Here is a 14365-nt window from a genome sequence, read left to right on the forward strand (position 1 = left end):
TCACAGGTGATCTGTGTTTGCCTTCGGTGTGGCTATTGCTTCCAGGCGGTCGGGTTGACCAGGTTTTTCGGCTTCTCGCCCGCCAGAGCGGCCAACAGATTATCCACCGCACAGGTGGCCATGGCCTCGCGCGTTTCGTGGGTCGCCGAGCCGATGTGGGGCGTGGCCACCACGTTGTTCAACCGCAGCAACGGCGAGCTGTGAGCCAGCGGTTCCCTCTCGAACACATCCAGCCCCGCCGCGCGGATCGTGCGTTGCTGCAACGCCTCGATCAGCGCCGCTTCGTCCACCACCTTGCCGCGGGAAATATTGATAAAGATCGTGTCCGGGCCCATCAGCGCGAACTGCTCGGCGCCGATCAGCTTTTCGGTCTCGGCGGTCAGCGGCAGAGTCAGGCAGACAAAATCGGCCTGTTGCAGCAAGTCTTCAAGGCTGCGGTACTGCGCGCCGAAGCGCTCTTCGACCCGTGGCTTGGGCGAGTGGCTGTGGTAGAGCACCGGCATGCCGAAGCCGAAATGCCCGCGCTGGGCCAGGGCTTCGCCGATGCGGCCCATGCCGATGATGCCCAGGGTCTTGCCGTGCACATCGCTGCCGAAATGCGCCGGGCCAATGTTCTTATGCCATTGCCCGGCGCGAACCATATCGGCCAGCTCCACCACGCGGCGGGCGCTGGCCAGGATCAGCGCGAAGCCGGTGTCGGCGGTGGTTTCGGTGAGTACGTCCGGGGTGTTGCTGAGCAGGATGCCGCGTCGGGTGAGGTAGTCGATATCGTAGTTGTCGACCCCCACCGAAACGCTGGCCACCGCTTCCAGTTGCGGCGCCAGGTCCAGCAAGTGCGCGTCCAGGCGCAGGCTGGCGCCCAGCAGGCCATGGGCGTTCGGCAGGGCGTCGCGCAGCTTGGCCAGGCCGGTGTCATCCAGAGCTTCGATCAGGGTGACGTCCACCTGCTCGTGCAGGCGCGCCATCAGCGGCGCGGAGAGTTTTTTGTACAGCACCACAGACTTTTTCATTGGGCTTTTACCTTCAATTCAAGGGGTGGCAATGGCGCGCGTTGACGGTCGCTGGCGCCGGGCTTGAGGAAAATCGTCAGCACCACCGACAGCATCAGCGCGCCGCTCATCAACAGGTACGAGGCGCCGGGCGAGCCGGTGCTGCTGTTGAGGTAACCCACCAGGTACGAGCCGCCGAACGAGCCGAGGGCGCCCATGCTGTTGATCAGCGCCATGGCGCCGCCGGCGACGTTGGCCGGCAGGATTTCCGGCACGATGGCGAAGAACGGGCCGTAAGGCGCATACATGCACGCCCCGGCAATCACCAGCAGGGTGTAGGACCACCAGAAATGTTCGGCGCCGAGCACGTAGGAGGCATAGAACGCAATGGAGGCGATCAGCAGCGGTGGCCACACAAAGCGTTTACGTTTTTGCAGCTTGTCCGAGCCCCAGCTCACCAGCAGCATGCCGATCACCGCCGCCAGGTAAGGCAATGCCGACAGCCAGCCGGCCTCGACCATGTCCATCTGCAAGCCTTGTTTGAGGATCGACGGCAGCCACAGCACAAACCCGTACACCCCGATGCTCCAGCAAAAGAACTGCAAGGCCAGGATGATCACTTTGGGCGAGCGGAAGGCTTCGGCGTAGTTCTTCACTGCCTTGATGCCGACCTGTTCGGCGGCCAGGGCAGTTTCCAGTTCCTGCTTTTGCCCGTCGCTCAACCAAGTGGCGTCCTTGGGACGTTCATCGGCCAGCTTCCACCAGATAAACGCCCACAGCACCGCCGGCAGGCCTTCGATGATAAACATCCAGCGCCAGCTGAAATGCTGCACCAGGTAGCCCGACACCACCGACATCCACAACATGGTCACCGGGTTGCCGAGGATCAGAAAGGTATTGGCCCGCGAGCGTTCGGCGCGGGTGAACCAGTGGCACAGGTACACCAGCATCGCCGGCATCACCGCCGCTTCCACCACGCCGAGCAGAAAGCGGATGGCGACCAGCATATAGGCGTTGGACACCACGCCGGTGAGGGTGGCCAGGCCGCCCCACAGGATCAGGCTGACAAAAATCAGTTTCTTGACGCTGCGCTTTTGCGCATAGATCGCTCCCGGCACCTGGAAGAAAAAGTAGCCGAGGAAGAACAGCGCTCCCAGCAATGACGACATGCCCGGGGTGATCATCAGGTCTTCGGCCATCCCGGAGGCGGCGGCGAAGCCGTAGTTGGCGCGGTCCAGGTACGCCAGGCTGTAGGTGATAAACACGATAGGCATGATGTACCACCAGCGGCGGGTGGCGAGTTTCACGGTTTCCATGGGCTTGCTCCTGAGCTTGTTGTAGTTGTGGCAACAGGGTGTTGGATGTCAGGCGACGGATCGACCGAGCAGTTCGGCGCGGGTGGGCAGGCCCTCCATGTCACCACGACTTTGCACGGCGCGGCTGCCGACCCAATTGCCGCGACGCACGGCCTCGGGGAAGCTGAGTTTTTCCAGCAGGGCACTGATCATGCCCACGGCAAAACCGTCGCCGGCACCCACGGTGTCGACGACTTTTTCCACCGGCACGGCGGCGATAAATCCTTGGTCCAGCTGGGTGCGGTAGTAGGCGCCATCCGCACCGAGCTTGATCGCCACGGCTTCGGCGCCTTGGTCGAGGTAGAACGCGGCAATGTCGGCCGGGTCATCGAAACCGGTGAGCAAGCGACCTTCGCCCAGGCCCGGCAAAACCCAGTCGGCCAGGCCGGCGAGGGCGTTGATCTCGGCAATCATCTGCGCCTGGCTGGCCCACAGCGACGGGCGCAGGTTGGGATCGAACGACACGCTGTGCCCGGCTTGGCGCATTTGCGTCATCAGCGCGCGGGACAGCTCGCCGGTGGCTGGCGATAACGCCGGGGGAATGCCGGTGGCATGCAGATGGCGGGCCTGCAGCAGCGCGGGGCTGATATCGGCGACGGACAGATGGCTGGCGGCGGAGCCCTTGCGGAAATATTCCACCTGGGGATCGGCACCGGCTTCTTCGCGGGATTTGAATTGAAACCCGGTGGGGTGCAGCGGGTCGACGGCCACGTGCCGGCAGTCCAAGCCTTCGCGGCTGAGAGTGTCCACCACAAAGCGGCCCAGGGAATCGTCGCCCACCCGGCTCAGCCAGGCCACGTTGAAGCCCAGCCGCGACAGGCCGATGGCGACGTTGCTGTCGGCCCCGGCGATGCGTTTGTGAAACTGGCTGACCTGGGCCAGGTCGCCGGTCTGTTCGGCGACGAGCATCGCCATGGTTTCCCCAAACGACAACACATCGATCTCAGACATGGGCGTTCTCCGCGAGAGGTTGGCCAAGCACGGCGAGGCTGGCGACCTGGCGTGCGGTGACATCGAGCAGGTCGTCGCCTTGCAGCGGAAATTCCACTGCCCGTGTAATGCCTTGAGTCATGTGGGAGAGCAGTTGTTCCCACTGATGCAAATCGGTGGCGCCAGGCGGCAGCGCCACCAGCTTGCCGTCCGCGCGACGGCTCACGGCCTTGCAGTGCAGGTAGTCCACATGCCGGCCCAGCAGGCGCGCGGCGGTAAGGGCGGACTGGTCCTGCCATTGCCAGTTGCCGATATCGAAGGTCATTTTGATCGGCAGGCCCAGGCGTTCGACTTCGCTGAAAAAGCGTTGCAGGGGTTCGATACGGCCGCCGTGCAGGGTCTGGTCGTTTTCCACCAGCAGGTGCACCGGGTGACGCCGCAGCAGTGCGTGCAGGCTTTCCAGGTCGTTGGTGTCGGTGAAGTAGCCCAAGGAGACTTTCAGCCAGCGCGCGCCGAAGGCCTGGGCGCGATCCAGCGTTGCGCTCAGTTCAGCATTCGGCTGGGCGCGACCGGCGACCCACAGTTCCAGCGGCGATGAAAACACCGCTTCCAGGCCCAATGCCGCGACGGCCTGGGCCAGCTCGGCGGGTTGCTCGACGGTCAGCAGTTCTTCACGCCACTCGATGCGCCGCGCGCCGGCCTGGGCCAGCAATTGGACGAAACTCAACTGGCCTTGCTGGCGCACCAGCTCGGCGCCGTAGCTGGAGAGGCTGATGGAAACGGGGTATGTGTGCATTGTTTTTGTCCCTCTGAAACCGGTTTCATTTTTGTTCAAAAAAAACACTCATCCCTGTCGGCGCGTGGTGGAGCCGCGGATGATGAGTTGGGGCAGGAAATCCAGGGTGCGGGTCGGCTCGGTGTCGCCGCGCAAGCGCTTGAGCAGGCAGTCGAACGCGCTGGCGCCGATGGCTTCGGTGGGTTGGGCGAGGGCGGTGATGCCGTTGCCTACCAGCGGGTACCAGTCCAGGTCATCCAGGGCGATCAGGCCGATGTCGTCAAATAGGTGGCAGCTAAGATTCTTGAGCGCGCGGGTGCAGGCCAGCGCGGCAACGCCGTTGGCGCAGAACAACGCCTTGGGGCCCGGCGTGGCGAGAAAATTGCGCAGGTGGGTTTCAAGGGCGTCGTCCAGCTCCAGCACGGCGCCGCTCAACGCCGGGCGGCGGGCGATCTCGGCTTTGAAACTGGCCAGGCGCTCCAGGCGCGAGCTGGTGCCATCGGTGGCTTCGCTGACCAGCAGCAAGTCGCGGTAGCCCTGTTGTTCCAGGTGCTCCACCGCCATCTGCACCGCCGCCGGGTTGTCCAGCCCCACCAGGTCGCTGTGCAGCGGCTCGACCTTGCGGTCCACCAGCACCAGGGGCATTTCCCGTTGCAATTCCAGCAGTTGGTCGAGGTGATGGCCGAGGGTGTTCACGATCAGGCCTTCGATGTTGTACGAGCGCAGGGCCGCCAGGTGCTGGCGCTCCTGCTCATCGTCGCGGTCGGTGTTGCACACCACCAGGCTGTAGCCATGCTGGCGGCAGGCGGTTTCTACGCCGTGCATCACCGCAATGGAATAGGGGTTGCGAATATCCGCCACCAGCATACCGATCAGGCGCGTGCGGCCACGTTTAAGGCCTCGGGCCATCTGGTTGGGGCGGTAACCGAGTTGTTCGATGGCTTGCTCGATGCGCAGGGCGATCGCATCGGAGAGCAGGGCGCGGTCTTCACCGATGAAACGCGAGACGCTGGCCTTGGACACGCCGGCGTGGCGGGCAACGTCGAGCATGGTCACGCGGCTGCGCTGGGCGGTGGAAAAAGTGGTCACGTGGGACGGCCTTTATTATTGGAAAACGTCATACAAGTGGCGGCTGAAACCGGTTTCATGGAACACGTTATAACCCAGGTCGTCAAGAAAAATGATGGTGGCGCCAGGCATTCCATTCCGACCAGTGGCGCCATTACCTGTTAGTTCTGACAGTTTCCGATAGGCATCGTTAAGGGTTTAATTTCCTCAAGTTTCAGTCGGTGACCCGGTCTGGTTTATTCGCACCACATCATTGAGGGAGTCGTCATGTCACGCAGATTCAATCCTGGCAACGAGACCTTAGGAGCGGTACCTCCGGGGGCGCTGGCACTCCTTCCGATAAACATCCCGGGTGTCGACCCTGCGGATCCAACTGGCTTGATACCGGCGGCGCTGATGCTGGCGCCGCTTCGAGTGTTGATCCCAATGTGGGCGCCGCCGCCGGAGCCGTTGGACACGCCACATACTCTCAAGCTCTTTTGGGCAAGGGGCGGTGTGGTGGTTCATGACGACCAGCTAATGATCCATACGCCGCCGCCGTTTCCTGCCGAGCACGAGATGTTTATACCGTTAGTGGTGCTGCGTGAGCAGTCTGGCCCGGTTGAACTGTACTACTCAGTCACTGATTCATTTGGTGGAGAGAGTGTCCTCGACCCCAAACGAACACTGACAGTCGATATGAGCTCTCCGCAGTTGCTGAACCCGGCGGATCACCTGGAATTTGTGGTGCCACCTTCGCCTCTCATGGATGAGGCGTACTTGATCAATAATCCGCAGGTGGCGTTTGACGTTCCTCTTTATACGGGGCGCAATGACGGCGACATCATTCACTTCTACCTGTCGAATTCACCCAACCCTCCGGTTGCCGGGGAGGACGGCACGTTTGAACTGGTCTCCAGCACTGATCCCTTGGTCGTTACGTTGCCTGCCGATGCGTTTCGCACGCTGAGTAACGGTGCCGCGTACGTTTTTTTCCGAATTTTTGATAGGGCCGGCAACTTCAGTGACCGCAGTGCAGGACTGCCGTTTCAACTGGCTTTGGTCCCGTTGCCGGGCGACTTGCCGTTGCCACAAATTGTTCCGCCCCGCTACGACGACTTACTGATCAATCGCGAAGACGCCAGGGCTGGCGTGTTTGTCAGGATAACTGCTTACACCGACTGGGCACCCATGGATCAGGTCATTGTGTATTGGAAAGGTCGCCCCACCGCTGTGCAGCCGGTCAACAGTTTCCCCTGTGATGTCGAGGTGCCGTGGAGTGTTTTACGCGGGCCTTTGACTGACCCATTGATCGCCGAAACGGTCCCGGTCCGCTACGAGATCATTCGCGGCGCTTTGCCACCATTTCCGTCTTTCAATATTCCGGTGAATGTAAACCTCACCATCGCCGGGCAGGACCATGTCAATGCGCCGGCGCTGCTCAATCCGGATTTGCCGGTCGCGCAAGTGTGGGGGTTGACCTCTAACACTCAAGACGTCGTTAACCATGATGACAATCCTGCAGGCGCGCGAGCTCGTGTGCTGCTTTATGACAACCCCGAACCGGGGCAGATTCTTCGGTTCTACTGGAACGGGACGGGACCGGTCGCGACCTACACCGTACAACTTGGGGATGTAGAAGGGCAGTTGGTGTTTTCCAGTGTGATTCCCTGGGCAGCGATGACGGGGGTCATTAACCCGGCCTTGCCGGTGTATTACACCACCAGTAATGGCGTGAATGATCAACGCTCTCCCAATACGTTGGTAAACGTGAATACGGGAGCGCTGATTCAATTTAACGAACCCGTGCTTAAACATTCGCTGGTGGGCCCCGCCGCTAAATTGGCGTGCTGTTCCAAACCGGAGATTTTCGAAGGTGTTGGTTGGTATGTCGCGCCCGATGCGCGATTCCAACTCAACGATGTAGTGAGGCTGATGTGGGAAGGCTTCCCTAATAATAATTGGTCACCGCCGGCTATTGATCAGTCGAGGTATGCCGAAAATCAAACGTTCTTCAGTCAGGAACAATTGGAGGGTGGCTTGAACTTCCTTGTTTGGCCGTATGAAGAAAAAGTGGTCCCGATGCGCGACAGTCGCACCGCGCAAGCGTGGTTCCAAGTAAGACGTGGCGGTGCGCTCATTGGTGAGTCAAAGCCCAGATATATTCGTATCGACCTCAACTACCCTGCGGGCGGGTATTGCCAGGCGGGCGATGAGATTTTATGCGCAAGCGACGGAGTACCGACCCGCGTCGAGACTTAGAACAGCTAGAGGCTTATATAGATTTGGTAATACCGTTGTAATCAGTCGTTAGCTTTAAAGTAAGTCTTTCATCTTGCGTACTACGAGCAAGGCCAATTGCGATGTTGCATCGCGTGCTTTCGCACGCCTTGAGAACGCAGTGTTAGTTAATTCACGTTGGAGAATAGAGATGGAAAAGAAAACGTTGGAATTTATTCGTTGCTTTGAAGCTCGTCGTCGAGAATCCGATCGACTGAATGCTTTGCCCCCTGGTACCTATGAAGGCGAGGTACCGGGTTTCCCCGGTCTAATTGATCGCTATACCGCGCTCAAAGAAACCATGGATTTTATAATTCCTCGTTGGGAGGATTTCAGTACGGACCCAAGTGCCCCGGACACTGTGAGTGTGTGGATGTGGCCATTGGGTGACACTCGTCCGGACGACCCATTCACGACATGTACGGTGTCCTCCCCCCCGGCAACCGGTGTGCCGGTCAATATTGCACTGGCGCGGCGGCCACCTGGCGTTCACCACTTGCTATACAGCGTGTACGTTGAGAGCGTCAAGAATGAAAGTGAATCGTTGCGTCAGCCGCTGATCGTTGACCTTGCGGGTCCTTATTACAGCCACGTGGGACCGATCCCCGCGCCGCTGCCTCCGGGAGATTTGCCGACGCCTGCCACCTTGGCGTATTTCCAAGGGTTGCCTAATGCAACCGCGCTGTTTACCGTGCCTGGTTATGGGGACAACGGGCAGGCAGACGGTGACTATGCCTTGTTGTACTACAACAATTCGGATACGCCCTATCTGCCTACTGCTGGCAGTAGCGATCCGAAATGGGTGCTTCCTGCCAATTTGACAATCCCCTTGCCATTGTCGGTTGTCCAGGGCAGTGAAGATGGGTTGCGCAGTTTGCGCTACGAGTTGTACGACGCGGCGGGAAACCCCGCGAGACTGTCGTCCCAGTTTGTTTTTGATGTGGCGCTGTTTCCTGAGCCAACTAACTTCAAGGCGCCCACTATCGATTTGGCGGTGCCCGGCGATCAACTGATCGATCGTGATGACGCCGCGCAACTCAATGGCGCAATCATTCGTATACCGGCTTACGACAACTACATGCGCGGCAATGACGGTGACGTTCTCAGTGTGACCTTGACAACCTCATTGGGCTCACAAACGTTGCCCGATGTGCCGCTAGGCAACAACCTTTTTCCGGTAACGGTGCATGCGGAATTTCCGACGCTGCTTCAGATTTATGGCGCGACGCAAGGGGAATTGGAGATGACCGTTTCCTACGTCGTCAAACGTCGTTCAGTCAGCCACAATGCGCTGTTGACCGCGATGACGAATCTGGACCTCTTCGTGGTGGGGCCGACCAATCCGGACGAGCCGAGCCTGATCAACCCTAATTTGAACCCGGCAGTGGTCAGAGGCGAAGATGCAACAGGCATCGAGGGTGCGGATAATGAGCTGACGCCTGAGCACGCCAACCGGCCAGCCAATGTCCATATAAGGTTGTGGCACTTTCCCCCCACGCCGGACGCGGGTCCCTTCACTATCTATTTCTACTATGAGGGCGTACTGGCTGACACCCTATTCGTACCAAATGGTACGGCGCTCCAAGATGTAGTGATGCACATTCCTTGGAGCATCATTGCAAGTCACGGTAATGGAACGATGAGGGTGTATTACACCATTGGCTCGACAGGCTCTTCTAACAGGCAATATTCGTCCACTACGCTAGTAGAAGTCACGGCCAACATCATCTCACTTCGCCCACCCATTATTCAAAAGCTGTTAGGCGATGGCGCTGGGTTTCTCAATTGCACGAGCTTCGAGCCCGCACTAGGGAATATTCTAGTCCATGCCCCGGCCTCAGAACATTTCGCTTTAAACATGATTGTCAGGTTGCATTGGCGGGGTTACCGGGATGACTTGGGTACGGACGAAGTCACTGAGGTCTATGGGTTCAAGGACTCGCCGCCGCTGACACAAACCGAATTGAACAGTGGAATCGACTTCAAACTGGAAGACTACTTCACACGCTTCAAACCGATTCAACCCACTAGAGCTAACCGGACCGCCGGATCAGCCAGGGTTTACTACACCATTATGTTGCATGGCCAACTGGTCACTTCCGCTGAAGCCACACCGCTGGTGCGTGGCCATCTAATTGGTGGGCCTACCGGGATTTTCTGCGACGGAACTCCCGTGCCAGCGTAGTAGAGGCGCGCAGTTGTCGCCAAAGGGAGGCACGGCTTCCCTTTGGCGTTTTTTATAACTCTCTCTGGGAGCTGGGCATCCCTTCAGGGCTACTTGCCGTGTGGCCCATTAATGCAGGCACTTGGGATTAGTCCTACATAAAGTGGTAACCGCTCGGGATAACTTGGCGACGCTCGATTGGCATGGTCCCTCGCACTTTGGAACCGGCCAGTTTCTTCCATATTGGAATGCCAACCCAGAGGTTAGTTACATGTCATCCGTATTCAGTTTCAAGCTTTCGCCATTGAGTGTCGCCCTGAAAGTCAAGGCCGTTACCTTGCTCATGGTTATGGCACATACAGCCGAAGCCCGAGTTGTCACCGGGCCTGATGAGTATGTCCGCCCAGGACCCGCACCGGATCGTTTTGAGTTACTCCCAGGTTCCGGCCTGACGGTCGAGGGTGTCGTCACCAAGGATATTCGTGCCCGATCCGCCACATTAGTGGTCACGCCGGGCAGTTCTACCCAAGATATTTCTGCCACTAATTCGCAGGTCCGTATCGACGGCTCCGATGTCATCGCTCGCAGCACGGCCAACGTCGCTCTCCATGCTGTCGGCGGCAGCAACGTATTGATCAGCAACAGTAATGTCATTCATGGCAACGGTACTGCGCTGGCTGCGGGGCGTTCCTTGGGCGGGACCGATGGCTCCAGTGTCAAAGTAGTCAATAGTACTGTCACTGGTACTAATCAGGGAGCCTCTGCCAGCGCCTACAGCGTGCTGGATTTTTCCGGTTCGCGCGTCCAGGCGACGAACGCCAATGGCATCGGTGTTGCACTGTTGAGCGGACAGGCTTTCGCCACTGATAGTCACTTTGTCGGGGGAGCAAACGGCGTGCAAATGGGCATTGACGGATCCTCCGGCGTTCTGGACACCACGCTGGTGCTGGAGGGTTCCAGCGTCCAAGGCACAAATGGCGCTGCTATCCTGACAAAAGCCGGGACTAACGCCGATATTCAGGTGCGCAACGGCTCAACCCTCACCGGCGGCAACGGCAATATCCTGGAAGTCACCGGCGGTTCCAGTGCCAATATGAACGTCGACAATAGCCGTTTGTTTGGTGATGTGGTGGTAGAAGAAGGCTCCACTGCCAAAGTGCAGCTCAACAACGGCTCCTCACTCACCGGCCAGCTGAAAAACGTTGCCGAGTTGAGTGTGAACAACGCCTCCCAGTGGAATCTGGTAGGTGACAGCAATGTCGACGCTTTGAAGATGGGCGGCGGTGCCGTGCACTTCGGTGGGCCGGATGAGTTCTACCAGTTGGACGTGAAGAGTCTGGAAGGCAATGGCACCTTTGTCATGCACACCGACTTCTCCACGCACCAGACCGACTTCCTCAATGTGGAAGGCAAGGCCGAAGGCAACCACAGCCTGTTGCTGAACGCCACCGGCTCGGAACTGGCCAGCGGCCAGCCGATCAAGGTGGTGCATACCGAGGGGGGCGACGCGCACTTCTCTCTGGTGGGCGATACCGTGGATATCGGTGCATACGCCTATGGCTTGCAGAAGGACGGCGGCGACTGGTTGCTGGACCCGACGCGCAAAGGCACCAGCACCAGTGCTCACTCGGTACTGGCGTTGTTCAACAGTGCGCCGACGATCCTGTACGGTGAGTCGTCCATCCTGCGTACCCGCATGGGTGAACTGCGCTTCAGCGATCGCCGCGACAATGGCCTGTGGATGCGCAGCTACGGCAACAAGCACGAAGTGGCGGCCAACAAGAATGGCGCCGGTTATTCGCAGACGCAAAAAGGTTTCACCATCGGTGCTGACACGCCGTTGTCCAGCGGCGACGGCCAATGGCTGGCGGGCGTCATGGCCGGTCACAGCACGTCGGACCTGAGCCTCAACCGGGGTAGCAAAGGCGAGGTCAAGAGCTACTACCTGGGTGCCTACGCCACCTGGCTGGATGACGAGAGCGGTCTGTACTTCGATGGTGTCGCTAAGCTCAACCGCTTGCACAACGATGTCGATGTGACCATGAGCGACGGCAAGAAAGCCAAGGGCAGTTACACGCAGAACGCTGTGGGTGCGTCGGCTGAGGTCGGTCGCCACATCAAGTTGGATAACGACTTCTTCGTCGAGCCTTATGGCCAGTTGGCGGCGACGATTACCCAGGCGCAGAGCTACGAGCTGTCCAATGGCCTGAAGGCCAAGGGTGATCGTTCCAGCTCGGTGGTCGGTAAGGTGGGCGTCACCGCTGGTAAGGACATCCAGCTGGAAAGCGGCGGTGTGTTGCAGCCGTACCTGCGCACGGCAGTTGCCCACGAGTTCGACCAGAGCAACAAGGTGTTCATCAACGATCAGAGCTTCAACAACGATCTGTCGGGTTCGCGTATCGAGCTGGCGGCCGGTGTGGCTATGTCGGTCTCCAAGAACCTCAAGCTGCATGCGGACTTCGAAACCAGCAAAGGCAAGAAGATCGACCAGCCATGGGGTGTCAACTTCGGCGTGCGCTACGATTTCTAAGGCGCTCGTTCACTTCAACAGGGGAAGCTTCGGCTTCCCCTTTTTTTCATCTTCAGATCAGTACGCTCAGCCAAGTCGACCCCAGCAAGAGGAGGGCCATGCACCGGTTGAAACGCTGTACTGCCGTCGATGAGCGCAAGACCCGGTTGGATCCGGCACCCAGCAGTGCCCAGGCACCCAGGCAAGGCAGGGCAATCAGGAAGAACACCAGCGACAGGGACAGCACCTGGTGCTGGCGATCGGCACCATTGCCGGCAAATACGCTGACTACCGCCAGTGCCATCATCCAGGTTTTCGGGTTGATCACTTGCAGGCTGGCGGCACCGATCAAACCGAGGCGTTTTTGCGTCGACTGTGGGTCGATCGCCTCGGCCGGCGCACGGTAAATCTGCCAGGCCAGATAGCTCAACCATGCTACCCCGGCCCATTGCATGACGGCTTGCAGCTTGGGGGCCTGTGTCAGCGACTGGCCGACCCCTGAACCCACCACCAGCACAAGCCCCGCCGCGCCGGCGCATGCGCCGAGAATGATCGGCACGGCAGCCTTGAAGCCATAACGCGCGCTGTTGCTCAGCACCAGGATATTGGTGGGCCCCGGGGTGATTGACGCGACAAAGGCAAACAGCATGAACGGCAACAAGGTGGACAACATGGCGAGTGACTCCGATAAACCCGATTAAGGCGTCGATCTTCACCAGGCGGGGCGTTATCTGTCTGGAAGATTTGTGCAGCGCTTGCGGTACGCCGCCGGTGTCAGGCCATAGGCGCGCACGAACCAGCGGCCCAGGTGGCTTTGATCGGCAAAGCCCAGGGTAATCGCCACATCGGCCGGCAGTTCACCCTTGGCCAACAAGTGCCGCGCACGCGCCAGGCGCAGTTGTATCAGGTAGGCATGGGGCGGCAGGCCGAACGCGCTCTTGAAGGCGCGGCTCAAGCGAAAGCGGTCAACGCCACAGGCCAGTGCCAGCTCGTCCATGCCCACGTCGTGGTGCAGATGAGCATGCAGGTATTCCCGGGCCTTGTGTGCCACCCATGGCAGGCGCGGGTCCTCGCCATAGCGTCGACGCCAGTGCAATTGGCCGGTGAGGCATTCGAGCAATTGATCCATAGCGCGCTGACGCACGATGCGCAGTTCGCCGCTATGTAGGGTGCGGAAGGCTTGGCTGGTGGCGAGGGCCAGGCGCGGATCGTTGGCCAAGGTGCTGGCAAACCCCAGTTGACTGTTAACCGGTGCTTCTTCGAACACCGCGCTGACTTCCCGTGTCAACCATTGCGGGTCGAGGTAGAGCATGTGGTAGGTGAACCCGTCCGCCGTGGGCGCGTCGCCGTCATGCAGCTCGCCGGGCTCCACCAGGAACACCTGGCCCGGCACGCTGTTGTGACGGGCGCGGCGGCAATTGAATTGCTGCACGCCTTGCTCGGTGACGCCGATCAAGTAGCTGTCATGCCAGTGGGGGTCATAGGCGTGGCCCTCGAAATGCGCGCGCAGCGTTTCGATGCCGGTGTCGGCGTCCTGGGCCAGGTCGATCCAATTGTGCGCGGCCATATCCCCCTCGGCGACGGTAAAACCCCATTAACGCGCCTCGCGGTGTGAGCGTCTAGAAGGTTTGTGCAGCCTAGCCGAACAGGCCGGCGGCGATGTTGATCGAAAACCCCAGGATCGCCGTGTTGAACAAGAAACCGATCAGCGATTGCCCCAACACCACTTTGCGCATGCCTCGGGTCGCCACGCCCACGTCGGAGGTTTGTACGGCCACGCCGATGGTGAAGGAGAAGTACAGAAAGTCCCAGTAGTTGGGCGTGAGCAAGCCCTCGGCAAAGCGCAACGCTGGCTCCTTGCCGGTCCAGGTGTAATACAGTCGGGCGTAATGCACGCTGAAAATCACCCCGATCAGCAACCACGAGCCGATCACCGTCAACCCGGTAAACCCGTAGTGCAGCAAGCGCTCGGAGGTGGCCAGGTCTTTGCTGCCCACCAGCTCGAACGTGATGGTGGCCAGACTGGCGATGGCGGCGATGCACACCGTGAACAGCACCAGCCCGGCGTTCTCGTCCTCTACCTCGGCGATGCGCTTGACGTCCTCGGCCTTGGCTCGGCTGGTCAACCACAGCATCAGCAGCAGGTAGGTCCAGACGCCGGCATTCCAGCCGATCAGAATTTTGCCGGTGACGGTTCCGGACGGCGCCAGGATACCCACCGCAAGGCCAAGGACGGCGGCGGCGGAGAGACGCGGATGGGTGCGGGCAAGGAAGGGCATGGCGCTCACGATTCGGGGGAATAGTGAGCAACATAGG

General features: G+C 59.7%; 11 protein-coding genes. 3 read left to right on the plus strand and 8 right to left on the minus strand.

Features of this window, described 5'->3' with window-relative positions:
- Positions 1-32: 32 nt before the first annotated feature.
- The 5 genes from HRH33_RS12390 to HRH33_RS12410 are packed head-to-tail and all read right to left on the minus strand — an operon-like array spanning position 33 to position 5138.
- Positions 33-1010, minus strand: a complete 978-nt coding sequence (locus tag HRH33_RS12390; protein ID WP_167417542.1) for a 2-hydroxyacid dehydrogenase — start codon at positions 1008-1010, stop codon at positions 33-35.
- Positions 1007-2305 carry an MFS transporter gene (locus HRH33_RS12395; protein ID WP_034137948.1) on the minus strand — a complete coding sequence of 433 codons (1299 nt, stop codon included), beginning with the start codon at positions 2303-2305 and terminating at the stop codon, positions 1007-1009. Before HRH33_RS12395 ends, HRH33_RS12390 begins: the two co-directional genes overlap by 4 nt.
- A gap of 48 nt (positions 2306-2353) precedes the next feature.
- The gene (locus HRH33_RS12400) at positions 2354-3295 is read right to left on the minus strand and encodes a sugar kinase (RefSeq protein WP_167417543.1); all 942 of its coding nucleotides are present in this window, start codon (positions 3293-3295) and stop codon (positions 2354-2356) included.
- On the minus strand, positions 3288-4070 hold the full coding sequence (locus tag HRH33_RS12405; protein ID WP_167417544.1) for a sugar phosphate isomerase/epimerase family protein: 783 nt from the start codon (positions 4068-4070) through the stop codon (positions 3288-3290). The genes HRH33_RS12400 and HRH33_RS12405 overlap by 8 nt, the downstream gene beginning before the upstream one ends.
- Positions 4071-4118: 48 nt before the next feature.
- Complete coding sequence (locus HRH33_RS12410; RefSeq protein ID WP_167417545.1) at positions 4119-5138, minus strand: LacI family DNA-binding transcriptional regulator; 1020 nt, start codon at positions 5136-5138, stop codon at positions 4119-4121.
- A 246-nt stretch (positions 5139-5384) separates the two neighbouring features.
- On the opposite strand from HRH33_RS12410, the gene HRH33_RS12415 reads away from it, so the two are divergent.
- The 3 genes from HRH33_RS12415 to HRH33_RS12425 all read left to right on the plus strand — a co-directional run bounded on the left by HRH33_RS12415 (position 5385) and on the right by HRH33_RS12425 (position 12070).
- Entirely contained in the window at positions 5385-7358 is a 1974-nt protein-coding gene (locus HRH33_RS12415; RefSeq protein ID WP_167417546.1) for a hypothetical protein, read from the plus strand.
- 169 nt (positions 7359-7527) lie between these two features.
- The gene (locus HRH33_RS12420; RefSeq protein WP_243269817.1) at positions 7528-9561 is read left to right on the plus strand and encodes a hypothetical protein; all 2034 of its coding nucleotides are present in this window, start codon (positions 7528-7530) and stop codon (positions 9559-9561) included.
- A gap of 250 nt (positions 9562-9811) precedes the next feature.
- The gene (locus HRH33_RS12425; RefSeq protein ID WP_167417547.1) at positions 9812-12070 is read left to right on the plus strand and encodes an autotransporter outer membrane beta-barrel domain-containing protein; all 2259 of its coding nucleotides are present in this window, start codon (positions 9812-9814) and stop codon (positions 12068-12070) included.
- A gap of 52 nt (positions 12071-12122) precedes the next feature.
- On the opposite strand, the gene HRH33_RS12430 is transcribed toward HRH33_RS12425, so the two are convergent.
- The 3 genes from HRH33_RS12430 to HRH33_RS12440 all read right to left on the minus strand — a co-directional run bounded on the left by HRH33_RS12430 (position 12123) and on the right by HRH33_RS12440 (position 14328).
- A complete protein-coding gene (locus tag HRH33_RS12430; protein ID WP_167417548.1) occupies positions 12123-12722 on the minus strand; it encodes a LysE family translocator in 600 nt (199 codons plus the stop codon).
- A gap of 54 nt (positions 12723-12776) precedes the next feature.
- On the minus strand, positions 12777-13616 hold the full coding sequence (locus HRH33_RS12435) for an AraC family transcriptional regulator (protein ID WP_167417549.1): 840 nt from the start codon (positions 13614-13616) through the stop codon (positions 12777-12779).
- Positions 13617-13686: 70 nt separating this feature from the next.
- Complete coding sequence (locus HRH33_RS12440) at positions 13687-14328, minus strand: DUF1345 domain-containing protein (protein ID WP_167417550.1); 642 nt, start codon at positions 14326-14328, stop codon at positions 13687-13689.
- Positions 14329-14365 lie beyond the last annotated feature (37 nt).

This window comes from Pseudomonas rhodesiae (assembly GCF_013285305.1).
In the GTDB taxonomy this organism is placed as follows: Bacteria; Pseudomonadota; Gammaproteobacteria; order Pseudomonadales; family Pseudomonadaceae; genus Aquipseudomonas; species Aquipseudomonas rhodesiae.

Bases quoted from the DNA above. Each gene is read 5' to 3' on its own strand.
- HRH33_RS12440 (WP_167417550.1), bottom strand. From the start codon at position 14,328: ATGCCCTTCCTTGCCCGCACCCATCCGCGTCTCTCCGCCGCCGCCGTC.
- HRH33_RS12430 (WP_167417548.1), bottom strand. From the start codon at position 12,722: ATGTTGTCCACCTTGTTGCCGTTCATGCTGTTTGCCTTTGTCGCGTCA.
- HRH33_RS12435 (WP_167417549.1), bottom strand. From the start codon at position 13,616: ATGGCCGCGCACAATTGGATCGACCTGGCCCAGGACGCCGACACCGGC.
- HRH33_RS12425 (WP_167417547.1), top strand. From the start codon at position 9,812: ATGTCATCCGTATTCAGTTTCAAGCTTTCGCCATTGAGTGTCGCCCTG.
- HRH33_RS12395 (WP_034137948.1), bottom strand. From the start codon at position 2,305: ATGGAAACCGTGAAACTCGCCACCCGCCGCTGGTGGTACATCATGCCT.
- HRH33_RS12390 (WP_167417542.1), bottom strand. From the start codon at position 1,010: ATGAAAAAGTCTGTGGTGCTGTACAAAAAACTCTCCGCGCCGCTGATG.
- HRH33_RS12415 (WP_167417546.1), top strand. From the start codon at position 5,385: ATGTCACGCAGATTCAATCCTGGCAACGAGACCTTAGGAGCGGTACCT.
- HRH33_RS12400 (WP_167417543.1), bottom strand. From the start codon at position 3,295: ATGTCTGAGATCGATGTGTTGTCGTTTGGGGAAACCATGGCGATGCTC.
- HRH33_RS12405 (WP_167417544.1), bottom strand. From the start codon at position 4,070: ATGCACACATACCCCGTTTCCATCAGCCTCTCCAGCTACGGCGCCGAG.
- HRH33_RS12420 (WP_243269817.1), top strand. From the start codon at position 7,528: ATGGAAAAGAAAACGTTGGAATTTATTCGTTGCTTTGAAGCTCGTCGT.